This window comes from Haloglycomyces albus DSM 45210 (assembly GCF_000527155.1).
GTDB classification, from domain to species: Bacteria; Actinomycetota; Actinomycetes; order Mycobacteriales; family Micromonosporaceae; genus Haloglycomyces; species Haloglycomyces albus.
The window spans coordinates 120,858-142,676 of the sequence record NZ_AZUQ01000001.1 but is presented as its reverse complement, the minus strand read 5'-3'; the positions used below and the strand labels follow the sequence as shown (position 1 = coordinate 142,676).

Annotated in this window: 27 protein-coding genes; 9 read left to right on the top strand and 18 right to left on the bottom strand. The window is 60.4% G+C overall.

Annotated features, from left to right (window positions below; genetic code table 11):
• Positions 1–65 precede the first annotated feature (65 nt).
• Entirely contained in the window at positions 66–482 is a 417-nt protein-coding gene (locus tag HALAL_RS0100710; protein ID WP_035534279.1) for a hypothetical protein, read from the top strand.
• A 104-nt stretch (positions 483–586) separates the two neighbouring features.
• Here the strand turns inward: HALAL_RS0100710 and HALAL_RS0100705 are convergent, their stop codons facing one another.
• The 6 genes from HALAL_RS0100705 to HALAL_RS18380 all read right to left on the bottom strand — a co-directional run bounded on the left by HALAL_RS0100705 (position 587) and on the right by HALAL_RS18380 (position 4,844).
• Complete coding sequence (locus tag HALAL_RS0100705) at positions 587–1,156, bottom strand: HD domain-containing protein (protein WP_025272149.1); 570 nt, start codon at positions 1,154–1,156, stop codon at positions 587–589.
• Between the two features lie 81 nt (positions 1,157–1,237).
• Positions 1,238–2,200, bottom strand: a complete 963-nt coding sequence (locus tag HALAL_RS17185; RefSeq protein WP_025272148.1) for a protein-L-isoaspartate O-methyltransferase family protein — start codon at positions 2,198–2,200, stop codon at positions 1,238–1,240.
• Positions 2,190–2,630 (bottom strand): lasso peptide biosynthesis B2 protein, encoded by a 441-nt coding sequence (locus HALAL_RS17180; protein WP_169732382.1) that lies wholly within the window; start codon positions 2,628–2,630, stop codon positions 2,190–2,192. Before HALAL_RS17180 ends, HALAL_RS17185 begins: the two co-directional genes overlap by 11 nt.
• A complete protein-coding gene (locus tag HALAL_RS18765) occupies positions 2,618–2,902 on the bottom strand; it encodes a PqqD family peptide modification chaperone (RefSeq protein ID WP_025272146.1) in 285 nt (94 codons plus the stop codon). The genes HALAL_RS17180 and HALAL_RS18765 overlap by 13 nt, the downstream gene beginning before the upstream one ends.
• Entirely contained in the window at positions 2,902–4,653 is a 1,752-nt protein-coding gene (locus HALAL_RS0100685; protein ID WP_035534278.1) for an asparagine synthase-related protein, read from the bottom strand. Before HALAL_RS0100685 ends, HALAL_RS18765 begins: the two co-directional genes overlap by 1 nt.
• Before the next feature lie 47 nt (positions 4,654–4,700).
• Complete coding sequence (locus tag HALAL_RS18380; protein WP_156937540.1) at positions 4,701–4,844, bottom strand: hypothetical protein; 144 nt, start codon at positions 4,842–4,844, stop codon at positions 4,701–4,703.
• A gap of 145 nt (positions 4,845–4,989) precedes the next feature.
• Between HALAL_RS18380 and HALAL_RS0100675 the strand changes: the two genes are divergently transcribed.
• Positions 4,990–6,261 (top strand): helix-turn-helix domain-containing protein, encoded by a 1,272-nt coding sequence (locus tag HALAL_RS0100675; RefSeq protein ID WP_025272144.1) that lies wholly within the window; start codon positions 4,990–4,992, stop codon positions 6,259–6,261.
• 21 nt (positions 6,262–6,282) lie between these two features.
• Here the strand turns inward: HALAL_RS0100675 and HALAL_RS0100670 are convergent, their stop codons facing one another.
• From HALAL_RS0100670 to HALAL_RS16370, 3 genes are read right to left on the bottom strand one after another with little or no spacing between them, the layout of a single operon-like run.
• Positions 6,283–6,525: a DUF397 domain-containing protein gene (locus HALAL_RS0100670; RefSeq protein WP_025272143.1), complete on the bottom strand. Its 243-nt coding sequence runs from the start codon at positions 6,523–6,525 to the stop codon at positions 6,283–6,285.
• A gap of 52 nt (positions 6,526–6,577) precedes the next feature.
• Positions 6,578–6,805 carry a DUF397 domain-containing protein gene (locus HALAL_RS19405; protein WP_084471785.1) on the bottom strand — a complete coding sequence of 76 codons (228 nt, stop codon included), beginning with the start codon at positions 6,803–6,805 and terminating at the stop codon, positions 6,578–6,580.
• A complete protein-coding gene (locus HALAL_RS16370) occupies positions 6,802–7,668 on the bottom strand; it encodes a helix-turn-helix domain-containing protein (protein ID WP_025272142.1) in 867 nt (288 codons plus the stop codon). The genes HALAL_RS19405 and HALAL_RS16370 overlap by 4 nt, the downstream gene beginning before the upstream one ends.
• Positions 7,669–8,038: 370 nt before the next feature.
• Here HALAL_RS16370 and HALAL_RS18760 point away from each other — a divergent pair, with 370 nt between their 5' ends.
• From HALAL_RS18760 to HALAL_RS0100640, 4 genes are all read left to right on the top strand, one after another.
• Positions 8,039–8,359, top strand: a complete 321-nt coding sequence (locus HALAL_RS18760; protein WP_025272141.1) for a hypothetical protein — start codon at positions 8,039–8,041, stop codon at positions 8,357–8,359.
• A 61-nt stretch (positions 8,360–8,420) separates the two neighbouring features.
• A complete protein-coding gene (locus HALAL_RS0100650) occupies positions 8,421–9,143 on the top strand; it encodes a hypothetical protein (RefSeq protein WP_156937539.1) in 723 nt (240 codons plus the stop codon).
• On the top strand, positions 9,140–9,433 hold the full coding sequence (locus HALAL_RS0100645; RefSeq protein ID WP_025272139.1) for a hypothetical protein: 294 nt from the start codon (positions 9,140–9,142) through the stop codon (positions 9,431–9,433). The genes HALAL_RS0100650 and HALAL_RS0100645 overlap by 4 nt, the downstream gene beginning before the upstream one ends.
• 203 nt (positions 9,434–9,636) lie before the next feature.
• Complete coding sequence (locus HALAL_RS0100640) at positions 9,637–9,930, top strand: hypothetical protein (protein WP_025272138.1); 294 nt, start codon at positions 9,637–9,639, stop codon at positions 9,928–9,930.
• Positions 9,931–10,025: 95 nt separating this feature from the next.
• Here the strand turns inward: HALAL_RS0100640 and HALAL_RS19005 are convergent, their stop codons facing one another.
• The 5 genes from HALAL_RS19005 to HALAL_RS0100615 all read right to left on the bottom strand — a co-directional run bounded on the left by HALAL_RS19005 (position 10,026) and on the right by HALAL_RS0100615 (position 15,535).
• A complete protein-coding gene (locus HALAL_RS19005) occupies positions 10,026–10,505 on the bottom strand; it encodes a hypothetical protein (RefSeq protein ID WP_025272137.1) in 480 nt (159 codons plus the stop codon).
• Between the two features lie 153 nt (positions 10,506–10,658).
• Positions 10,659–10,964, bottom strand: a complete 306-nt coding sequence (locus tag HALAL_RS16355) for a DivIVA domain-containing protein (protein WP_025272136.1) — start codon at positions 10,962–10,964, stop codon at positions 10,659–10,661.
• Between the two features lie 15 nt (positions 10,965–10,979).
• Positions 10,980–11,612, bottom strand: coding sequence for a hypothetical protein (locus HALAL_RS0100625; protein WP_025272135.1), 633 nt, complete (start codon positions 11,610–11,612; stop codon positions 10,980–10,982).
• Between the two features lie 52 nt (positions 11,613–11,664).
• Positions 11,665–14,157 carry an FtsK/SpoIIIE domain-containing protein gene (locus HALAL_RS0100620; protein WP_051462618.1) on the bottom strand — a complete coding sequence of 831 codons (2,493 nt, stop codon included), beginning with the start codon at positions 14,155–14,157 and terminating at the stop codon, positions 11,665–11,667.
• Positions 14,158–14,272: 115 nt separating this feature from the next.
• Positions 14,273–15,535, bottom strand: coding sequence for a M18 family aminopeptidase (locus tag HALAL_RS0100615; RefSeq protein ID WP_025272133.1), 1,263 nt, complete (start codon positions 15,533–15,535; stop codon positions 14,273–14,275).
• Positions 15,536–15,587: 52 nt separating this feature from the next.
• Between HALAL_RS0100615 and folP the strand changes: the two genes are divergently transcribed.
• Positions 15,588–16,451 carry a dihydropteroate synthase gene (folP, locus tag HALAL_RS0100610; RefSeq protein WP_025272132.1) on the top strand — a complete coding sequence of 288 codons (864 nt, stop codon included), beginning with the start codon at positions 15,588–15,590 and terminating at the stop codon, positions 16,449–16,451.
• Positions 16,452–16,455: 4 nt separating this feature from the next.
• Here the strand turns inward: folP and HALAL_RS0100605 are convergent, their stop codons facing one another.
• Together HALAL_RS0100605 and dapE are read right to left on the bottom strand one after the other, a co-directional pair.
• On the bottom strand, positions 16,456–17,145 hold the full coding sequence (locus HALAL_RS0100605) for an LOG family protein (RefSeq protein WP_084471782.1): 690 nt from the start codon (positions 17,143–17,145) through the stop codon (positions 16,456–16,458).
• Complete coding sequence (gene dapE, locus HALAL_RS0100600) at positions 17,142–18,227, bottom strand: succinyl-diaminopimelate desuccinylase (protein WP_029767137.1); 1,086 nt, start codon at positions 18,225–18,227, stop codon at positions 17,142–17,144. Before dapE ends, HALAL_RS0100605 begins: the two co-directional genes overlap by 4 nt.
• Positions 18,228–18,446: 219 nt before the next feature.
• Here dapE and HALAL_RS0100595 point away from each other — a divergent pair, with 219 nt between their 5' ends.
• A complete protein-coding gene (locus tag HALAL_RS0100595; RefSeq protein WP_025272130.1) occupies positions 18,447–19,376 on the top strand; it encodes a DapH/DapD/GlmU-related protein in 930 nt (309 codons plus the stop codon).
• A gap of 88 nt (positions 19,377–19,464) precedes the next feature.
• Positions 19,465–19,830, top strand: coding sequence for a YbjQ family protein (locus tag HALAL_RS0100590; protein WP_025272129.1), 366 nt, complete (start codon positions 19,465–19,467; stop codon positions 19,828–19,830).
• 62 nt (positions 19,831–19,892) lie between these two features.
• On the opposite strand, the gene HALAL_RS0100585 is transcribed toward HALAL_RS0100590, so the two are convergent.
• Together HALAL_RS0100585 and amrA are read right to left on the bottom strand one after the other, a co-directional pair.
• Positions 19,893–21,029 (bottom strand): Mrp/NBP35 family ATP-binding protein, encoded by a 1,137-nt coding sequence (locus tag HALAL_RS0100585; protein ID WP_025272128.1) that lies wholly within the window; start codon positions 21,027–21,029, stop codon positions 19,893–19,895.
• Between the two features lie 63 nt (positions 21,030–21,092).
• Entirely contained in the window at positions 21,093–21,707 is a 615-nt protein-coding gene (gene amrA, locus HALAL_RS16350; RefSeq protein WP_025272127.1) for an AmmeMemoRadiSam system protein A, read from the bottom strand.
• Between the last annotated feature and the right edge of the window lie 112 nt (positions 21,708–21,819).

The following is a 21,819-nucleotide window of genomic DNA, read 5'->3' as shown; positions in this document are numbered from 1 at the left end:
CTTTTAGTGCGTGGTCGCTGGTGTCGAATCAATCTGAGAGGGTCTGTATGACGGGTAATGAGCTGATGTCCGAGGAACAGCTCGAGATGGTCAACGAGTCCGCAACCGCAGCGGTCGCGCGATCAGAGTTTACGCACAAAGTCGTCCAGGTTGCATGCGTTGCGTTGGCGTACATTGGTTTCGTCATCACATTTGCGATATCGCTCACGTGGATCCAGGCCATCGGCCTTTACCTATCGCTTTTCGTGGTCACATTCGTCTTTCGGTTCCACGCTTCGGCGGTTGCAGATCACCGGGGTAGCACTTCCGGGGAAAAGGCCGTCTTCTGGGGTGTGTGCGCCGTGATCGCATTCCCCTTCGTCTTTCGCGCCGAAGCGAGTCCCACAACCTTCGCGAGCGCCTTTGCGATGCTCCCGACCAGTGTCTATGTTGTCTACATGGTCTTGAGGTGGAGGAGCCGCCGACAAGTGGGCGTCCGCTGAAGGCGCTACAAGGGTTCCAATAGGTTTCACGGCCCTCGAGGGTGCCTCGAAACCGTAGTGGTCATCCAGCTTCGATTATGTGGTTTCGAAGTCGTGGTATGTTCCTATTCCTTGGACCGGGATTGTTGCCATGCAAGGGACTCTCCGTTGATGACGGCGTGAGCGATGTGGTGTGCGCTGTCGGTTTTCAGTGCTTTCAGCGAGTTGTCGATCCATGGGCCGACTGTGGTGGCACCGGTCTTTTGGTACTCGACTGCCTGGATAAGGCACTCTAGTTTGTCGGCGTCTTTGGCGCACTTCGCCTCCGAAGTACTGGCGGCTTCGAACTCGTCGATGGCGTCTTTGATCGTGTAGTTTACCTCGTCGGGGCAGTCGGCTACCTGGTCTGCGGCGATCGACTCGGCGGACTTGGCAGACAGGTAGGCCCGGCCTATATGGGGGATGTCGCCAATCCGCGTTTCGGGGATGTCATGTAGTGTTCCGAGGAGACATGTGCGGGCGGGGTCGGCTCCTTCGAGAGCGGCGAGGATCGTTCCCAGTAGGGACACGCGGTGTGAGTACTCGGCGATGCTTTCAGGGTCTTTGATGCCTGCGATCCACCAGCCGGTTCGTTTGATCCGTTTGAGATTACCCATCTCAAACATCAGGTTGGCGATTCCGTCGTAATGATCCATTGTTCCGCCTTTCCAGGCTGATGGTGAACCTATGTCTATTACGTTCATAATGGCTTGACCGAATCCCAGACACACGTAGGACTATCGGTGGGTGGTAATCGTTATCTTCCAACCCAAACCAGACTCTTGGACTTCGGCGGAGTAATGATCGAGGTCCGGGACATCATTTTTAAGTTCTTTACGGACTTTAAAGGCGGTGTCACGGTCTCCTGTCCAGCCCCAGGAATCATGTCCGAACAGGACTATAGTGTTGCCTAGGGTTACTCCGACGCCAGGGAGTTTCGGTGTCGCCGCAGTGATAACACGTTTCGGGTCGGTGGCGGCTAGGTGCGCTAGTATTCGCGCCCGTTCATAGAGTGTGTCATCAGCTTCGACCGTCAACCCGTCGAGCTGTTTCAACGCCTCGGCGGCACGAGCAGTCTCCCGTAGGGCTGGTGACGATATCCACGACATACCTTCCACGGCGTCCACGAAATCGGCAGGGAGCCGGTAATCGGCAACGGTTGGGGTGGCGTCCACAAACGAACCCGAATGCCATGTGACACTGGCAATCTCGTTAAAACGTACCTTTATTTGTGCTGTCAGGTTCGCCGTCGCCGCTTCTGCGACTTTCACCGGAGACACGATAATCCCATCACCATCGATACCATCCACCCAGGAAGCCGGGATCACCGATGGCGTTGTCCATGCAACGACACGATCGAACCGCCTCACTCCGATATCGGCGGTACGCCCATCGCCGTGTATGACTGTCACCTGTGGCCGGTCAGAAAACAGGTGTTCCGCTCGACTCGTCAGCTCAGAGTCAATATCAACGGTCACCACCCGTCCCTCATTCCCAACCGTTTCGGCCAGCAACGCGGTAGACAGGCCCGAACCAGTACCAATCTCTAGCACCCGATGCCCCGGTTTTAGATCGAGGAGATCCAGAAGCCGTTCGATAACATTGGTTGCTGTTGTTTGGGGGATGATGTCCCCTGACGAATCGTGAATATAGGAATCCACGTTGATGGAACTCATCATCTCGCTCGTTCTAGTTGCCACGATCGGAATCCTCGCGTTTCTGGACGACTGCATAGGCGGAGACGTCTATATCCTCCCCGATAGGAACACCGTTGTGGTGGACCCATGCGTGTGCCCGCATGGGATAGGACGCGATACCGTACGACCAACCGATACACCATCCTCGTCGCGCCACGAGCGCCACGGCAGTCAACGACCGTTCCAGGCAAGCAAACCGCACTGGCACCCACCGGCTCACGTGATCAATTTCGGCCAGTACTTGAATCGCCGCCGCTTCACTGCCCAGAATCGGACGGCGGAGAGACACGGACAGTACTGGTGATCGGACTGCATCGAATGACCTAACCCGCAACGACAACGCGATCCACAGGCACACGATGTAGGTGAGTGCCAGTCGCCACCGGCGTGCTGGTCGTGGTTTCGTATCACCGACCGCCATCATGGATGACATAGCGCCTCCTGCCTCCGGCATGGTTCGATCAACCCGGCTGAGGCCCAGTCGTTCCACAGCCGTTGGCCGTCGGTACGAATCCGACCGGGAGGCTGACCGAACGACTCGGCCAGGATGGTGACGGACGTTTCCCATGGCCGTGTCGATTGCCATGCGGAGAGAAATGAGGCACCAATCGTGTCGAGTCGATAGATTTGGCCGGCGTCGGGGTCAATAACGGTGATGGTTCCATCGCCGGTGTCGGCGTATTCCAAATCAGTGCGTATACACATTACGACAGTCCTTCCTTATCGAGGCTGCGCAGCCACGCTTCAGCAGCGACGATGCGCCCGATCCCTCCGACGGGAATGCGGAATCCATGACGGCCACGATCGAGCGTGTCCCTTACCGCTGTGAGGTCGATGAGATCTCGCTTGGCCAGGTGTCCTTCGGAGAGCCATTCGATGGTGGCCAGTGCTCCGGTATTGAGCCCTTGGTATACCGAGGTGTTGAAATGCCCTTTGGTGCGTCGCTGCGCAATCCGGTCAGGCAGCACGCCACGCATGGCCTCTGTGAGTAGTGGTTTTTGGGAGTCAACGGCGTTGCGGACGGCAGTATCGGGGGTGAGGAATCGTTGTGCCACATGCCAGTCAAGAAACGGCGAGACCAGTTCCCACCCGTGTGAGCGTGCGAGTTCGACCTCAGCGCGGTGTCCTTGCGCGTATTCGCGTATCGACTGCAAACCCATCCATACGCCAGCGGAAATGTCGGAATCGCTAGGCACGGCGGTGGCCAACGAGGTTCGAGTGGTGGCTATCGCTGCCTGCCGGGCGGTGGCCGATAGCCACCGCATCCCGACGGTCGGAGCGGCCCGGTCGAGTGCGGTATCCCATCCCCACCGTTCCGGCCCGACCTCAGCGGTGACTGAACTTTCCACGGCCTCCGCTAGTGATAGGCGTGAACCGGTGACGGCGCGGGCGAACAGCGCCATTGGCGATCGATGCCGCAACCGTCCCCATGCTCGGCAGTGACGCCATAGATGTGCCCATTCGCGCTGTTGAGCGAGCACGCTGAGATAGGTGGGGTTATCGGTCACCACGCAATCGGCGGCCGCGCCGGTCAAATGATGCCTCACACCCAGATCGGTGAGGTACGAAAACCATGATTGAAACCGGCGGGCTGATGGTGCGTCGGGCCAGGGCTCGTCAGAATCCCACCAGGCGTTGGTGTCGCTAAACGCATCCATGCTCGTATCGAGAACAAACCATTCGTGCGGCAACTCCAATCGAGCGGCAAGGTCGATAGCGTAATCGTTGTCATCGGTCTGACTCCGATCGTCGCGGCAGGTCACCGCTACATCCGGTCGTTGCCCATTCGTCGCCGCAAGGCAGACGACACTGGACGAATCAAGCCCACCGGACAAATCAGCCCCCACCCGTCCCCGAGGCTCGGGTATTTCCACCGCCTGGGCCAGGCTCGTATACCGATCAGTGCTCGACCACTCACCTTCCAAGTCGGGAGTCGTGATGTCATAGGTGACCGATCCCGCCGCCCAACGCAGCCATCCACCCGGTGCGATGCGCACGGTGTCATGCCACGGGCTGGTAGAGACAAACGGAGAAAACAATGGCGGAGCTGCCATCCAGGACGCCAACCATCCCTCATTGACAGAGGCATTCACCATTCGTGCAAGGTCACGGCCACGTGACGAGACAATAATGCCGTCACCTTGCGTGTGAACAAAAGCCGGACTACATCCCAGATGATCGACCGATACCGACATGCAACCACCGTCAATGGCCACGACCGCACCGGACCCAAGTTCATCGCAGAAACACCGCATCGCCCGGCGACGCCTCTCGGCAATAGCGTTCACCTCCGAGGAAGGCAGGGGACGTTCGCCCCATGTGATCACCATGCGGTCGCCGTGCGAGACCACCCTTGCGTTATCGCTCTCGTGCGAATAGACGGTGAAGGCAAGCGACCTGGCGATAACATCTCCCGGCCGGGAGGGGAGTGGTACGGCATTGGATACAACAATCATGGATGACTCCCTTGAAGCGGGCGGGGCCACCGGCCCCGCCGTAGCGCTTAGTAGTAGTTGCGACGACCCTCGTTGGTGTCTTGGAACTGGTCGCCAAGGACGACATCAACGAGTGAACCGACCGGCATCAATCGCGGTGTCTCATACCGCTGGACGGTGGTATTGACGTTGCTGTGTTTCTGACGTTTCATGTCCCTCACTCCTTTTCTGTGACTGGCCCGGCGACTGTCGCCCGGGCGTAGGTCCATCACAACGCGGAAATGCGGACAAATCCATAGATCTTGTAGTGTCTGCAAGCCGATTGCACACCATGCAAACCCACAGGACAGTAAAACCATGAACGACACCGCCCCATCATCGACGCGGGATATGAACGCCCGCATCGGAACGATCATCAGGCAATCCCGCCTACAAGCCAACCTCACCCTCCACCAAGCGGGACGGCGGTGCGGATTCAGCTCCTCAACTTTGTCGCGTTTGGAACGAGGACTGCTGCCGTGGACCGTCGCCGACCTCCGCCACATCGCACAAGCGTTGAACATTCCTATGCAGAAGGTCGGACTCGCCGCCCTCCCGGATCAGACCCAGATGATGACCAACCACGCCAGCGTCAGGCATGATGAAACCATGAAGCGACGCACCATACTGTCCACCGGCCTGGCCACCGGTACCGCGATAGCACTTCCCGCCACACCGCTTGATAGCGTTCTCTACCATGCCCCCAACGTGACCGCTCCCGGCCTATCGCAGCTCAATAACCACGTCGTCGAGGCAGAAAAACGCTTGGCCAACGCCCAAATACCCACATTGCACAGGTCGCTGTCGCAGCTGATTCCCGCCGCACAGGCAGCCTACGGTAACGTTCGCACCGAGCAAAGCGCCGACGCGGCGCAGTTGCTCGCTCGTACCTATATCGTTGCCGCCCAGGTGCTGTATCGCTCCAGTAAGGACACACATGCGGCGGTGGCAGCTGATCGAGCCGTCCGTTATGCGTCCGATGGTCACGACCCGGTAATCGCTGCTGAAGCTGGTCGCGTTGTTGGAGTGGTGTTGCGTCGCCACAGCGATCCCGGCGCGACCGATGTGGTACTTCGTTCTGCTGATGAATTGGCCGATCATACTGGATTGACGTCCGCGCGAGCGGCCTCAATGTATGCGCATTTGCTGTGTACTAGCGCCTACACTGCCGCCAAAAACAATAAAAGCGAGGACGCTTGGATGCTGTTTGGCGAAGCCGTCTCGGCCCACCAGCCCCATGCGATTCTCACAACAGAGGAATTGGCCGTATACCGCATGTCCATCGCCCGCGCGTTGGGAGATTACGCGGCGACCCTAGAATATGCCCACGCGGTTGTTCCAGGGGAAATTACTACAACGCACCAGCAAGGACGGTTTTGGCAGGATGTCGCCATGTCCGCCTATAACACCGGAGATATCTCCATGACCCTGCACGCCCTTGAACAGGTACACTCCACCGTCCCCCAACAACTCATACATCGTCCATGGGCGCACCAACTGGTCGAAAACGCTCTACAGACCTACAAGGGCGGGGCCTCACCACTGCTTCGAGACATCGAGGCACGCCAAAACATGATCCGGTCTGTGTGAACCTGAGTCAACAACAGGCAATTAATCCCACGTGTCCAGGTCGAACTCACCATCTCGTACGCCGATTACGAATGCTTCCCATTCTTCGGGGGTGTAGATGAGGACTGTACTATTTGGGTCATCGGCTTTGCGCAGGGCAACAAGGCCGTTGCCGCCATAGCCGATTTCTAAGGACGCTGGTGTGTCGTCGTTGTGGGGTAGACGTTCCAAACGGGCGGTATTGTCGTTGAACTCGCCCTTCAACGGGTGTTTGAACGTAACCATACCGAAATTCACAGCCTATTATGCCTCCCTCGGTGGGAGGCACATAAGATCTTTATTGCCCACGTTTTACGTATTTGACTAGCGCAGACAAATCGTCGGTAGAAACTTCGATAAGTTCATAGCTGTCACTCGTCTTGAGCTTTGAATCTGCGATCGCAGCTACTTCGCCGTCAACAGCGACCATGACACAGTTTCCGTTCCCACTGCCATTGCTCCGGGAACTCTTCCAGAAGTCGCTTCGGTTCCAGTGGCTTGTAGGCTGTGTATTGGATTTGCTCATATGCTAACTTCTTTCATACATTGGTCGATGACCTCTAGTGTACGCTGCTCATCCATTGCTCCATTTGCCCAAAGGAATTGGAATTTTTGTACCAGGTTGTTGACTTCAGGTTCTTCCGCAACCATCGCTCCGGCGGGTGTCTCCATATGTGCCAGAGTTGGCCAACTGTCCTCCATCTCCAGGATAGTGAATCCTGAGGAGATTCCTAGGATGTTGTGTTGCGACGATTGCAGTGGTAGAAGGCGAATGTGAATGTTTTGTTTCTCTGCCAGCTCTAGAACCTTCTTAAACTGGTCGTGGTAAACGGAAGGTGATACGTCAGCGATACGTTGATAGAAGGTTGCCTCATGAAGTAGGAACTGGGCTTGAGGGGGATTCGATCTGTTCCAAATCTGGCCACGCGCTACCCGGACATCAAGTAGTTTGCGAACTTCTAGGTCGTCGTGAGAAGCGGGGCCTCTACTTATGAGTGCCTCAGCGTACTCCGGGGTTTGAATCAGTCCTGGGAATACGGCAAGTTGAAAGTCCTGAATAGTAGCGGCTCGGGATTCAGCCCATACAAAATCAGCGAATATTTGGTCGGATAGCAGCATCTCAACCCAACCCCGTTGAGCTACTTCTTGCGCCAGTGTAAGCAGGTTAGCGCGCTCGCCTGGGGTGCCAACGGAATACATGTCGAGAAGGGTCACCATTTCATCGCTCTTTATGGGGTATGACCCGTTTTCAAAGCGATTCACGGTGGCTGTGCCGCAACCAAGTCGTTCAGACACCTCCCCTGCTGTAAGTCCCTTATTTTTCCGTAGCTCACGAAGTCGTTGTCCAAGCCAGCGAGCACGCCAAGTTGGTTGTTTTGGTTCGGCCACGATCTCTGCTTCCTGTCCAGTGGTCCTTCCACGAGAATGCTCCCACCGAGGGAAACCGATTGCAATAGCATTTCCTGATTAATATCAGTCCAGTGATGATTGACATAAATATGATTGTAGGACAAACTAGTCTTAATAGTGCTCTTGGGTGATTAATATCAGGAAGCTCTATAACAACTAGAAGGCGCACAAACGATACAGGTGCGCTGAATAGAACGACAGTCCCCTGGGCGACTTAGGACCTCTACCAGGGGACTGTTTTACCACGCAAATCCAAGCTGAAAGGAGCCTCGCGTGGCAATACCAATACTATCTTTTGATGCTGGGTTGGCCCAGTTCGACCGCATCACCTTCCAGGTAAGGAAGGGGCATGATGCGAATGCGTTGCCTTAATCTCGATGACCCCATATTCGGGTTGCCGTCGATCGGTATTCTCGTCGCTCACACGAGCCGTCGCACATGGTCCCGTTTGGGTGCCCGTCGATGCAGTATCTGCGGTGAACGGTTCGGACGCCTTGGCTGCACGGAGCGAACGAAAGCCGTACTGGCGGTGTGGGAGTCACCGTCCGCCCTACGCCGGGAGGCGATCTACTCAGGAATCCTCACTGACAGCGACCTTGAAGTGTTGTGGGATAAACACCCGTTGGCCGTCCCAACCTATGAGGCAGGAGGGGAGGGGCATCATGGATAAACGGCCCATGACAATCGACCTCGACCCGTTCCCACTGGTAAGCGACGGACTGTGTCAGCGTGTGGCTGACACAGCAGATCCGCAACGGTGGATGCCGGTCGGAGTGTCACTCGGATCGATCACGTTCGGAGCGCACACCCTGACGGCCACCACAACGACCGCCACCGGCGCGCGGATCACCGCCGTAGAACCGGGTGGGAGGCGAGAGGCCATTGCTGAAATCACCTGGTCAGCGCGAGGGCCGAACGATCCCGAATGGATCGACACGGCCTACCGAAACCAGCTGATTCCCACCGCGACCGCGACGTGGAGAAATGCCACCACCTCGATTCGGTCGCTTATTGCTGTTGCCGTGCATGGCCATGAGGTACCCGCGCGGTTTGCCGGCGACCTCGTTGTCCACTACCGGACGCCGCGATCGGAGCAGGCCGACAGCCCACTGACACCAACGATTCCGATCGTGACACCGTTTCCACCGGTCCCCGATAACGCCGAATACAGCGACACGTTCTCATGCCGGGGCGAGATCTTCGACGTCTACCGCAGCGTTGACGCAGATAGGCTGGTGTATCTCACCTACGCCCACCAATCGACGGTGCTGGTCTCATTCCGACCCGACCGGAAACCGTGGATGGCGGTTAAGACCGTCTACGACAACCAACTCGGGCACCGCCTTCGCAGTCCTGTCGTGCGTTCCGACATCCTCACGATGGTGAGCGCAGCGGTATATCCGGGGATGCTGCGAGCGTTCGGCAGTGACGGGGACAGCGAGGCGGGCCAATGATCGATTCCATTGGGGAACATATCGACTCGTCGATGATCGGAAAGGTCACCGTCAACGGAATGTTCGATGTACCCGTCGTGCATAACGACTGTTCTCGCACCGGGCAGTTGCTGTACACCGTTCATGACGGTGACGTCCCGTCGCGCCGTGAGATCGGCAGGTATCGCCTGACCGTCGGGAACAATATTGAACTCACTCTCGTCGGAGAGTGGACCGTTCTACCCGCATCGATTCAGCTTTCGATGCGTGGCCAAATCATGACGTTGATCGGCTACTGCACCGACACATAGGAACGGTGTCTGTGGTGCGACGAAGGTCATTGCTTGTGATGGTGAAGGTCGAACACGGGCCTGAGCGCGCACACCATCGCCGGCGACGCGATCACGGCAATTACTGCACCGCCGAACCCGACCGCCATGCAACGGGGAGACGGCGTAGCCCGTCTTCCCGTTCCACCCCCTCACGACACATTCCCTGACATCGTAAGGCACACATGACCACCGAACCACAACGAATAGGCACCATCGTCACCCACGCCAATCACTACCAATGGGACGTATGGGTCAAAGATGTCACCGGTCATCTCACTCCACACGGCAAGGCAGGGCCGATAGTAGGCCGTTTCAATTTCATATCCGGATTTCCCCACCAGGTCACCCACGTCAGCGGCGAATTGGCCCGCGAACTCACCAACGATGACGACATCGCGACAGTCCTAGATGAAATCACCTGGAGCCTCATTAATCATCCCAATTGGGAGACGGGCGGCAACGGCTTTCCCGACTAGGAATAACAGCAAAGAGGACACGACAATTTCTCTATGCACCATAGGAAACCAGGCACCATAAAAGGTGACCACATTTCGGAGAGTTGCCCTGGCTCTTATTCGTCCTCGGGATCCTGTTCGTGCGGTTGCCCGAGAAGATAGGCCTCTCCCTGGATCTCTTCACCGTAGGGGGCGACGAACAGGGGAAGTTCGGTGGGCCCCAACTGTTGTACGTATGACCAGAATCGACGTGCCGCTTCGGCGGGGTCGCTTGCCTCGATGGGCACCGAGAGGTTGACGATCCAATCGCGTCGGGAGGTTTCCGGGGCGAGGTTGACGGTCAACTGTTGCCATTGTTCGTCCGACAGTTCCTGCCAGCGACCCTCCTCTCCTTTAATCGGTAGACAGACCGGCGGGTCGATACGGCGGGTGAATTCCACCGCTCCGGTCGCGCCGCGTCCCAAAGCGTAAACGCCGTCAGAGCCGGCCAAAGCGATGTCTTGTCCCACGGGCGTGTCCGCGCGTGGAAATGACTCCACGTCGAACGCCAGGTGTTGTTTGTAGGTATCGTCGCTGACGGGCAACAAATACGGCATTTTTTCCTCGATTTCTCTTCCTCGGCGGGTGAACCGCCCGTGCGTCGTTGCGGGCGTGTTCGTCGGCGGACCGGTGTTGTCGGACCCGTCCGAACGGCTCGATCGGACGGCCCGCTCCGCCTGACGCGGTGGGCAGACGGCCGTTGTCGACCGTCAGTCGACGTCGGTGCGTGAGCCGGTCTCGTCGACCTCGTCATCGCGGGTCCGTAGACGTTCGTCGCGCCAATGGATCTCCCACGCCAACCGGCGTATGAGAGCGTCGACCTGGGCCATGTCGTAGCCACGCAATCGGGTGTCGAAACGAACCGCGGCCAACCGCTCCTCGGTTACCGGCTGCGCTCGTTCGATTCCGACCGGTTCGGCATCGGTTTTCTCACGCAGCGGTGACCCTTCCGTCGCCCACAGGACGATGAACCACGCTATGGCGGCGGCGATCACTACGGAAACGACAATAAGCATCCACGACATCGTGCCCTACCCAAAATAAACAATATAGACCATGAACGCGATGGTAACCAGTGCCATCGCTCCACCTAGACGTGGATTACGTGTCACTTGTCGCTGTAGCGGCCGCCCGCGACCGTCGCGCGGGGCGAGTCGGGGGCGGTTGACGACGTTCATTACCGCCCAGGCCACCATCGCCGCCGCGACCGGAGGCAGCGCGATGATCCACCACACGGACTCGGAGTCCTTGCCCGCCTGTGACAGTGCCAGGAGTTGAAACAGCAGGGACCCGAGCATGGCGATCCCGTAGACGACGATCTCGCGGATCACATGGTGTGCTCGGGGGAGAAACGAGGGTAGTTTGGCCGCCCGCATCGCCTCGAGGCGCAGTCGACCGGCCTCGCGCACCGCCTCCCTACCGTCGTGCACCAGTTGTTCCGTATCGCCTTCCGGAGGTTCGACCGCTTCCTGCGGGACTTGGAGGCGCAGTTGGGAACAGGCTTCGACAAGAGCGTCCTGTTCGCGGGCGATTCCATCCCGAAGAGAGTCCACCTCGCGTTTTCGGCGTGTGGAGGCGTCCCTGTCGGCCTTTCGTTCCTGGGCCCCACGCTCCACATCCTCACGCAGGCGATGGAGCGCGTCGGCATAGTCGGTAAAACTCATCGTCCGTCCTCGCAATCGTGGCGGAAGTCGGGGCATCGGTATGGCGACACGGTCAGGCTTCCTCGAATTCGTCCAGCCGCCCCGGCTTCACAAAGGGGACGGCGAGGGTTTTAATCCCGGCGTGACGATCCACGACCAGGCACCGGTTCGTGCGGGCCTCCCAGGAATTCCGTGTTTCTCCTAGCAAAGCGTCGGCGTCCTGCGCCGAAACGTTCAACAGCACCAGGCCCGCGCAGAGTTCGCGTTTGGCACTGCCGCCCAGGTCTTCGAGGAACTTCCGAGCCCCTCTCCACCAGCCCAGTAGGTGGACGTTCTCAGCGGGACCCGCCTCCAGGAGTCGGCGTAGTCGCAGGGTCGAACCGCCCGCTCCGTCGGCGCCGAACCAGACAACGTATCTGGGGCGGCGAGAAGGGTTGTCCAATACCGACTCCATATCCAAGGTCGCCACCGTGTGACCGGCGGTGGTGAGGGACTCCTTCAGTTCGTCCACCGCCGCGTCGGAACCGGCCGCGTGCGAGGCGATGTGAAATTCGATCTCGCCGGGCCGCGCCGTCCGGGCCACCGACAGCGCCGCCGAAACCACGACGTCGCTCGCCACGGAATGGGTTCCCACCACTGCCACGTGGCGTCCCGGTGAAGAGTCGAATTCGAAACCAACCGTGGACAGGTCCACGTCCACGGCGCGTCCCAGCAAGGCCCGGGGAGGCGAACCCGGTTCGGTGTTCCGATAACGTGGGTCGTCGGCCAAATGCTGCTCGTCGAAGCCGCGAAACACCAGTGGGGCGCGGTCGTCGTCCCGCGCCTGCCACCACCGACGCCGGAGCTCAGCGAGATGTTCTTCATCCGCGGTGGCGTCGGGGAAGGACACGACCCGGTTACGCCCCGAAATTCCGGCGGAATCGTTGACCACCGCCTGACCGACCGTCAGCGTGTCGGCGGCATTGTTGTCCTGATCCAGAACCTGTTTGGCCCCAGGCAGAGCAATGCGCATGGGGAACTGACCGAAGATGGAATCCTTCTTGGCGTACAGAGTCTCCACCCCGGCGACCGACTGCGAGGCCAACACCAGGTGAATCCCGTACGAGCGCCCCTTGCGGGCCAACTCTTCGAGGTGCGCCGTCGCCTCTCGCGCCACCGAGTCGTTACCCGCCAACAGCACATGGAATTCGTCGATGACGGCCACAATGCGAGGAATCGACGTCTCCGGCCGCAGGCGGCGCAGACGGGCGATATTGGTCGCCCCCGCTCGCTTCATCATTCCGGCCCGCCGCGACAGTTCCCGCCGTAGACGTTCCAGCACCGCCAGTCCATACTGGCGATCGGACTCCACCCCAACGGCTTTCACCTGAGGAATCCACGTCGGATCCGAATCCGAGGGAATGAACTCATGAAACGACACTCCCTCTTTGAAGTCCAGCAGATACAGTTCCAATTCGCCGGGAGAATACCGCGACGCCAAGCCGTGCAAGGCGTCCAGCAAGAACACCGTCTTCCCACTTCCGGTACGTCCGGCAATCCACCAATGCGGAGTGGTGTCGTCAAACGACAGGGCCACCGGTCCAGCCACGTCACGACCGACAGGGGTGGTCAACCCCTCCGCGCTCGATTCCTCCCACGGCTCCTCGGAGACCACGTCGCTCAGTCGAGGCGTCGCGGCTTGGCGGAGCTCGGCGGCACGAGCCGCGACCACCGACCGCACCACCGTCGGCTCCAACGGCCGTTCCAGGCGAATCGGATCGGCCACGTCGTTCATGGTCACTTCGTCGCCCACCCGAAGCAGGGCCGTGTTCTCCAAAATCGGCATCGACTCGGCCCGGTGGCCGCCCCTCCACCCGCAGACGATCACATGGGTGCGGCAGGCGACTCCGGCATGCACGATGGCGGCCAAGCGATCGCGCATGGTCTTACTGACCTGAGGTGGCATGCCCGCGACGACGAGAACCCGATAGCCCAGTGCTTCAATGGACTCACCACGCGCCAGCACATCGCGCACCTCGGCGATATGACGTTCCAGATCATTCAGCACGGTCCCGAAACCAAGCGCGTCACTGACCACGGCATCGGCCACTCCGGCCTCCACCAACGGCCCCAAGGGAGTGAACACCTGCCCCAACGTGGTCCCGTCCACCAGCGAGAAATCAATGGCCGGATAGGCGGCCGTCAGGCGCACAATGAGGGACTGCACCAGCCCCGACACCCGTGGATCGGACACATCGGCGTCTACCGCGAGGTGGCCCGACCCCAACAGGTCCACCAGAACCGGATACGAAAGATCCCCCGAACCCGCCGTGCCCAGACACACCGCTCCCGATTCCGGTGACTTCTCCCGAGGAACGGTCTGCCCGCCGCCCTCCGCCGACAGCCAACCGGAACACACTCGATCGGCCGCCGTGCGAATCGCAGCGCACTGCTCCCTGCGTCGCTCCAAACCCGACTTGTCGTGGCGCTCGCCCGCGGTGTCGATGTCATGGGAAACCTGATCGGCGGCGGCCTCGGCACGACTCAAGAGCGCTGCCGCATGCTGAATTTTCTTGCGCCAAGCCATGACCGCTCCTTCGTGGCGAAGTTTAGGTAGTCGCAGTCATACTGTACCGAGTCGGCCGCCGGAGAAAACCGACACCACAGCCCATACACGTCACGGGCCGTGGCGGCGGTGCGGATTACACCTGGAAGTATCCGAGTGCCAGGTCGGCGAGGTAGTGAACGTCCTTGGTTCCGCACAGTTCGCGGGACGAATGCATGGACAGAATGCCGGGGCCGACGTCAACGGTCAACATCGACAGTTGGGTGGCACTCAACGGACCGATCGTCGTTCCGCCGGGAATGTCATTGCGGTTGACGTAGAACTGCCACGGGATCTCAGCCCGCTCACAGGAACGGGTGAACAGCGCTTGCTCCTCGGCACCGGTGGCGTAGCGTTCATTGGCGCTGACCTTCAACATCGGTCCGCCGTTGGGCAAGGGGTGGTGTCCCGGTTCGTGGCGTTCCACGTAGTTGGGGTGGACGGCCTGACCGGTGTCCGACGACATGACCGTGGAGGCGGCGAAACGCTGTGCCACCGTTTCCTCGTCGGCGGCCAGAATACGCCGCAGGGTGCGTTCCAGGAACGGCGACTGGGCACCCGAGGAGGTCATGGACCCGGATTCCTCGTGGTTGAACGAGACGAAAACCGGAACCTTCGTGGATTCACGGACTCGCAGCAGAGCCTCGAGACCCGCGTGAGTGGACATCAGATTGTCCAGACGAGGAGCGGCGAGGAATTCACCGTCCTTGCCGAGGAACTCGGGGCGTTGAGTGCCCGGCAGGACCAGGTCGTAGCCCAGCACGTCGGCGGGGTCCACCTGTGCTTCCTCGGCGACGAAACGCAGGAACTCTCCCTGCTCGGCCCCGCCGAGTCCCCAGACGGGAGTGAGGTGCTGCTGTGGGTTCAAACTCATGGACTTATTGACCTCGCGGTCGAGGTGGATGGCCAGACGCGGGACCCGCAGAACCGGACGGTCCACGTGGACCAGCCGGATGGAACCGTCGCGCAGAGCCAAGCGACCCGCGATACCGAGATCCTGATCGAGCCAGGTGTCGAAGGGGATGCCGCCATAGGTTTCGACGGCAACCTGCTTCCAGCCCGCCGTCCCGGCATCGGCCTGCGGTTTGACCTTCAACATCGGGGAGTCGGTGTGAGCGCCGAAGATGCGGAAACCGTTGTCCAGCTGTTCGCGCGTCTCTACTCGCCAGGCGATGATCGAGCCGTCCTTGACGACAAAGAAGCCACCCGTGTCGCGCGGCCACGGATCCGTCTCGGCCAATTCCCGGAATCCGGCGGCACGCAGGCGGGCTGCGGAGTTCTCACAGGCGTGGTACGGCGATGGAGACCGGTGAATGAACTCCGCCAGGTCCGCCGAGTGTTCGTCATCGAATACGGCCACAATGCTCTCCTTGAACTAGTGGATAACAGTCTCGGCTGTCAGGATAGAGAGCATGACCGACCTGAAACTCGGCCGTCGGACGTTTAGCGACGGACAATACGCCCTCATGGCCATCCTCAATCGCACGCCCGATTCCTTCTACGATTCCGGCGTGACCTTCGCCTACGATGCGGCCTTGCACGCCGCTGAACAGGCCGTACGCGACGGGGCGGAATTGCTGGACGTCGGAGGAGTCAAAGCGGGCGAAGGCCCCGAGGTGTCGGTGCAGGAGGAAATCGATCGCGTCGTACCGTTCATCGACGAGATCAGTCGGCGCTTCCCCGAACTGGTTCTCTCGGTCGACACCTGGCGCGGTGAGGTCGCCGCCGCAGCGGTCCGTGCCGGGGCCGAACTCATTAACGACACCTGGGCCGGGTGGGATCCGGCCCTGACCAAGGTGGCCATTGACACCGGAACCGGACTGGTGATCAGTCACACAGGTGGTCTGGAGCCTCGGACGGTAGCGGTTAAAGCCGAATACGGCGATGTGGTCGCCGAGGTCAAGGGGGAACTGACGCGGCGTGCGCGAGAGGCGGTGGACGCCGGGGTCCGTTCCGACGGCATCGTCATCGACCCCACTCACGACTTCGGTAAGACCACGTACCATTCCCTGCGGTTGACGCGGGAACTCGACGAGCTGTGCGATACGGGCTGGCCGGTTTTGGTGGCGTTGTCGCGCAAGGATTTTGTGGGCGAGACTCTGAATCTGCCGACCGATCGCCGCTTGAACGGGACCTTGGCGGCTACGGCGGTTTCAGCCTGGCACGGAGCGCGCGTATTTCGGGCTCACGATGTCGCGGCCACGCGCGAGGTCTTGGACATGGTGGCCGCCGTCAAGGGCGACCTGCCGCCCAAGGCCCCGCAGCGAAGCCTCTAGTGTCTTAACGCCGGTAGCGGCTGGCGTTCATGTGTTCTACGGCCTCATCCAGGTCGTCGGTCACCAGCAGCAGGTCGACGTCCTTGTCGTCGATCTTTCCGTCGGCGCACATGGTGTGGCGCAACCAGTCGACCAGCCCGCCCCAGTAGTCGGAGCCGATCAGGGCGATGGGGAAGAATCCCACCTTTTCGGTCTGTACCAAGGTGAGCGATTCGAACAGCTCGTCCATGGTTCCGAATCCGCCCGGTAGGGCACAGAACCCCTGTGAATACTTCAAGAACATGACTTTACGGGCAAAGAAGTAATGGAAGTTCAGTCCCACGGTGACGTAGTCGTTGATTCCCTGCTCGAAGGGAAGTTCGATACCGAGTCCGACCGAGGTGCCGCCGGAGTCGTAGGCCCCACGGTTGGCCGCTTCCATAGTGCCCGGGCCGCCGCCGGTCAGGACGCCGAATCCGGCTTCGACGAGTTTGCGGCCCAGCTCGATCCCCTGTTTGTACTCCTCGGAATCCTCTGAGGTGCGGGCCGAACCGTAGACGCCGATGGCGTCGCCGATATTGGCTTCCTGCAGGGTATCGAATCCCTCTACGAACTCCGCCTGGATTTTGAGGACGCGCCAGGAGGCCTTTTGTTTCCACTCTTCCTGGCGGCGTGAGTCCAGTAGGTGTTCATCGGCGGTGATGCGACGATTCATCGTCCGGCGGTTCCTTCCTTGGCGACGTACGACTTGAGAACGGTGGCACAGTGTTCGATCCGGGGTATCTCCACCTCTTCCTCACGGGTGTGGGCGAGGTTCGGGTCCCCGGGACCGAAGTTCACGGCCGGAATTCCCAGGGTGGCAAAGCGTGCCACGTCGGTCCAGCCTAGCTTGGCCTGCGCTTTTCCGCCTGCCGCCTGGAGAAATTCAGCCGCCACGGGTCGGTCCAATCCGGGCGGACAGGAGGGAGAGGAATCCGTCAGCTCCACTTCGAATCCGGCGAACACGTCGCGAACGTGTTGTTCCGCGGCCGCTTCGTCCCGGTCGGGTGCGAAGCGGTAATTCACCTCGACCCATCCGGCATCGGGAATCACATTGCCCGCCACTCCACCGCCAATGGCGACGGCGTTCAGTCCCTCGTGGTAGGTCAGGCCGTTGACCTCAACGTTCCGGGCCTCGTATTCCTCGAGTCGATTGAGGACGTCGGCGAGCTTGTGCAGGGCATTGTCACCTAGCCACGACCGCGCTGAATGCGCCCGTTTCCCCTCGGTCTTGATCAGAGCCCGCATCGTTCCTTGGCAGCCGGCTTCTACGAGGCCGTAGGTGGGTTCGAGCAGCAATGCGAAGTCGGCCTGGAGCCATTCGGGGTGTTCGCGGGCGAGTATGTTGAGGCCGTTGTATGCGGAATCGATCTCCTCACATTCATAGAAGGCGAAACTCAGATCGAAGGCCGGTCGCTCGACCTGAGTGGCGATCCACAGCGCCAGTGCGGTACCGGATTTCATGTCCGAGGTTCCCAACCCGCGCATGACGTCGCCTTCGGTGGTGGTGGGGAAGTTCTGGTTGACCGGAACCGTGTCGAGGTGTCCGGCCAGCATGACACGCTGGTCGGAGCCGATATCGGTGTGGGCGACAAGGGTATTGCCGTGCCGTTTGACCGTCAGATGAGAGCGGGTGGCGAGCGTGTTTTCCACCATGTCGCACAAGCGTTCTTCGTCACCGGAGACGGACTCCACGTCGCAGAGCGCGCGTGTCAGTTCCACGGGGTCGGCCAGAGTCTGTTCGGAGAATCGATCCACGGTTACAACCTCAGTCAGTGCGGGAGTGCCATTGTTCGGATGTCGTCGGCACGGTTCGGACGGAGGTCCGCCCGTGTCGGACTCATTCTAAGTCGCACCCACCTTAGCGCCACGATGGAGGAGTCGGCGACGACGCGGGTACCGGCGCGTCCTCGAGGATCGCCTCACTGTTTCCGCCACTCCAGCGGTGGCGGGTGTACCAGTGGTTAGGCTCGTATTGTGAGTGAATACAGAACAGAGGCCGCCTGGGGTGCCGGGGTGGCGACGATAGCAGCTGACGGCACGGTATTGGACGTATGGTTTGAGCGCTTGGGAGTGGGGGAACAGCCCGGCGATCTTGCCGCGCCCGAAATCGAGGTGGAGAACGCGACGGGAACGACGTCACGCGGTGTCGTCGTGACGATTCCTTCGCTGGCCGACGAACCGGTCAACACCGGAGACGTGTACCTGCGGCTGCAGTTGTTGAGTCACCGCTTCGTCATCCCGCACTCGATCAATATGACCGGCCTGTTCGGACATCTACCGAACAATGTGTGGACCGACCACGGTCCGGTGCAGCCCGAAAACCTGGCACCGGCGCGTCTCCAACTGCGTGGCCAAGGGCGGAACTTGTCGATCAAGTCGATCGACAAGTTCCCCGCCATGGCCGATTACGTGACTCCCAGCGGAGTACGGATCGCCGACGCCTCACGTGTTCGTCTTGGCGCGCACCTGGCTTCGGGAACGACGGTGATGCACGAGGGGTTCGTCAACTTCAATGCCGGAACTCTGGGTTCCTCCATGGTGGAAGGTCGTATTTCGGCCGGTGTTCTCGTCGGTGACGGTTCCGACATCGGTGGCGGTGCCTCGATCATGGGGACGCTGTCGGGCGGCGGTAAGGAAGTCATCTCCATCGGAGAACGCTGCCTGCTGGGTGCCAACGCGGGGATCGGCATTTCCTTGGGGAACAACTGCGTCGTAGCGGCGGGCTGCTATGTCACCGCCGGGTCGAAGGTGGCCCTGCCCGATGGTGAAGTGGTCAAGGCCGCTGCACTGTCCGGAAAGGACAACCTGCAGTTCTGGACCAACTCTCAGACCGGACGTCTGGAGGTGCACCCACGCACCGGGTCCTGGGGCGAGCTCAACGAGATGCTCCATACTGGACAGTAGGCATCCGGTCGTTTTCCCGTTCGGAACGTTATCGGAATGTTATCGACAATTGTCATTAGCTAGGGGACATTGCCCTAGACTGACGGACATGGTTTTGATAGACGAAGAAGGCGGCGCGATGCCGGCGGACGACGTACTGGTGTCCACGACCGAATCGGTGCCCGGATACCGTGTGACCGACCTCAAGGGCGAAGTCTTCGGGGTGACCGTACGAGCGCGCAACATCGGCTCGGACATCGGTGCCGGAGTCAAGTCGATCTTCGGAGGAGAACTGCGAGGCTTGACCAAGGCCCTGGTGGCGTCCCGAGAACAGGCGGTGGAACGGATGACCGCGAAGGCCCGCGAATTGGGAGCGAACGCCGTGGTCATGATGCGGTTCGACGTCACCGACGCACGTGGAATCGGAACCGAGGTATGTGCCTACGGCACTGCTGTGACGACCGAACGGGAGTGACATGACAAGTTTGGGGGGTCGTCGATGAACGACGACCCCCCACACGCGTGTGATTGAGTGTTTTACCCGGTTGGGGAGAGCCCCAACTGCTTTCCGGCCAAGGAGACCTTCTTGGTGGCCAGTTGGTCGGCGATCGACGTCAGTGCCTCGGTCGCTTCGGCGGTCGGGTGGTCCAGGATGAACGGTGTGCCCGCGTCCCCGGCCTCTCGGATTCCGGTGTCGAGCGGGACCTGCCCGAGGACCGGTACCTCGGCCCCGATGTCCCGCGTCAACGCCTTCGACACCTGCTGTGCACCGCCCTTGCCGAACGGTTCCATCACGTCACCGCCGGGCAGGCGCATCCACGACATGTTCTCGATGACCCCGGCGATCTTTTGGTGCGTCTGAGACACGATGGCTCCGGCGCGTTCGGCCACCTCCGCGGCCGCCTGTTGCGGTGTGGTGACCAATACGAGTTCGGCGTTCGGCAGCAGTTGCGCCACCGAAATCGCGATGTCCCCGGTCCCCGGAGGTAGATCCAGCAGCAGGACGTCCAGTTCGCCCCAGTACACGTCCGCGAGGAACTGCTGCAGAGCACGGTGCAACATGGGGCCGCGCCAGACGACGGCGGTGTTCCCCGGAGTGAACATGCCGATGGAAATGACCTTCATACCGTGCGCGGTAGGAGGCATGATCATGTCTTCCACCTGAGTGGGAGGCGTGTCCGCTCCCATCATGCGGGGAATGGAGTGTCCGTAGATGTCGGCGTCGGCGACGCCGACCGACAGGCCCTTCTGTTGCAGGGCGGCGGCCAGGTTGACCGTGACGGAGGACTTACCGACACCTCCTTTTCCGGAGGCGACGGCGAAGACCTTGGTGCGGTTGGTGGGAAGATTGAACGGGATGACCGGTTCTGGTCCGGCCGAACCGCGTAGGGAGGTCTGGAGATCGCGGCGCTGTTCGTCGGTCATGACTCCGAAATCGACCGTCGCATCGTCAATACCGCTTACACGCAGGGCTGCTTCCCTCACATCTCTGGTCAAGGTGTCGCGCATCGGGCACCCTTGAACAGTCAGCAGTATTTTCACTGTCGCGTGCGAACCGGCGACGTCGATGGATTCCACCATCCCCAGTTCGGTAATCGGACGGTGGATTTCAGGGTCGTTCACTTTCGCAAGTTCGGCGCGAATAGCAGCAATAACATCGGCGGTATCTGACATACGATCAATCCTAACTCGGGCCTCTGTGAACACCGAGTCGCACAAGGCAGTGGTGGCCTTACCTCACTGCCGACGGCTTTCGGCAAAGGACGTCGTCGTGTAGCGTTCCGCTGTCATGCCCTCTGGCCAGGGATAAGACTCCAGTTCCGCCTCGGGTGCGGTGACGTCCCACCCGCCTTTACGCAGGAGAGCTCGGACGAACGCCGTTCGATTCGGCAGGGTCTTCCACACCGACGGTAGAAACGTGGCCCGTTTTCCGGTGGTGTCGAGCAGAGTCAGCCCGTCCACTCCCGGAGACAGGTGTCGCAGGAGTGCCGCGAAGGTCGACACGTCCAGAACGGTCGGAGTCGACAGCACCGCCACACTCACCACGAGCCGGTCGAATTCCTCCGGTGTTACCGCTGGAAGACGCGGATCTTCAGCGGCCCTCCGGGCGTTGTGGACAATGTCGTCGCCCAGCCGCCGCCGCGCACGCAGCGACCCGATGCAGCCGCGTAGACGCCCTTCGGAATCGGAGATTGTGACGAATACCGCGCCGGGTTCGTCGAAGCGCCGGCGGGTCGAGTCAGGCACGCGTGTCGCGATGAGCTCGGCAGGTCGGGGAGGTTGTGCGGTGAAGCCGGTTTCGATGGCTCGTCGCGCCACATCGACCACGACATTACCAAAATCACAATTCATCTGGTTCCTCCTGACCGTTCAGAATAGCCGACTGACCAGTGGGGCCCGCACCTCACCCGGTCAACGGGAGTAACCCGGCGAAACCCGGGTTCACCTCCTCGGTGGTTTTGAT

Bases quoted from the DNA above. Each gene is read 5' to 3' on its own strand.
- HALAL_RS18380 (WP_156937540.1), bottom strand. From the start codon at position 4,844: ATGAAACGTCAGAAACACAGCAACGTCAATACCACCGTCCAGCGGTAT.
- HALAL_RS0100620 (WP_051462618.1), bottom strand. From the start codon at position 14,157: ATGGCTTGGCGCAAGAAAATTCAGCATGCGGCAGCGCTCTTGAGTCGT.
- HALAL_RS0100640 (WP_025272138.1), top strand. From the start codon at position 9,637: ATGACCACCGAACCACAACGAATAGGCACCATCGTCACCCACGCCAAT.
- HALAL_RS18765 (WP_025272146.1), bottom strand. From the start codon at position 2,902: ATGTGTATACGCACTGATTTGGAATACGCCGACACCGGCGATGGAACC.
- HALAL_RS0100705 (WP_025272149.1), bottom strand. From the start codon at position 1,156: ATGGATCATTACGACGGAATCGCCAACCTGATGTTTGAGATGGGTAAT.
- HALAL_RS0100605 (WP_084471782.1), bottom strand. From the start codon at position 17,145: ATGAATCGTCGCATCACCGCCGATGAACACCTACTGGACTCACGCCGC.
- HALAL_RS0100675 (WP_025272144.1), top strand. From the start codon at position 4,990: ATGAACGACACCGCCCCATCATCGACGCGGGATATGAACGCCCGCATC.
- HALAL_RS19005 (WP_025272137.1), bottom strand. From the start codon at position 10,505: ATGCCGTATTTGTTGCCCGTCAGCGACGATACCTACAAACAACACCTG.
- HALAL_RS0100625 (WP_025272135.1), bottom strand. From the start codon at position 11,612: ATGAGTTTTACCGACTATGCCGACGCGCTCCATCGCCTGCGTGAGGAT.
- HALAL_RS19405 (WP_084471785.1), bottom strand. From the start codon at position 6,805: ATGAGCAAATCCAATACACAGCCTACAAGCCACTGGAACCGAAGCGAC.
- folP (WP_025272132.1), top strand. From the start codon at position 15,588: ATGACCGACCTGAAACTCGGCCGTCGGACGTTTAGCGACGGACAATAC.
- HALAL_RS18760 (WP_025272141.1), top strand. From the start codon at position 8,039: ATGATGCGAATGCGTTGCCTTAATCTCGATGACCCCATATTCGGGTTG.
- HALAL_RS0100645 (WP_025272139.1), top strand. From the start codon at position 9,140: ATGATCGATTCCATTGGGGAACATATCGACTCGTCGATGATCGGAAAG.
- HALAL_RS0100585 (WP_025272128.1), bottom strand. From the start codon at position 21,029: ATGTCAGATACCGCCGATGTTATTGCTGCTATTCGCGCCGAACTTGCG.
- HALAL_RS17180 (WP_169732382.1), bottom strand. From the start codon at position 2,630: ATGTCATCCATGATGGCGGTCGGTGATACGAAACCACGACCAGCACGC.
- HALAL_RS0100670 (WP_025272143.1), bottom strand. From the start codon at position 6,525: ATGGTTACGTTCAAACACCCGTTGAAGGGCGAGTTCAACGACAATACC.
- HALAL_RS0100590 (WP_025272129.1), top strand. From the start codon at position 19,465: ATGGTTTTGATAGACGAAGAAGGCGGCGCGATGCCGGCGGACGACGTA.
- HALAL_RS16355 (WP_025272136.1), bottom strand. From the start codon at position 10,964: ATGCTTATTGTCGTTTCCGTAGTGATCGCCGCCGCCATAGCGTGGTTC.
- HALAL_RS0100685 (WP_035534278.1), bottom strand. From the start codon at position 4,653: ATGATTGTTGTATCCAATGCCGTACCACTCCCCTCCCGGCCGGGAGAT.
- amrA (WP_025272127.1), bottom strand. From the start codon at position 21,707: ATGAATTGTGATTTTGGTAATGTCGTGGTCGATGTGGCGCGACGAGCC.
- HALAL_RS0100710 (WP_035534279.1), top strand. From the start codon at position 66: ATGTCCGAGGAACAGCTCGAGATGGTCAACGAGTCCGCAACCGCAGCG.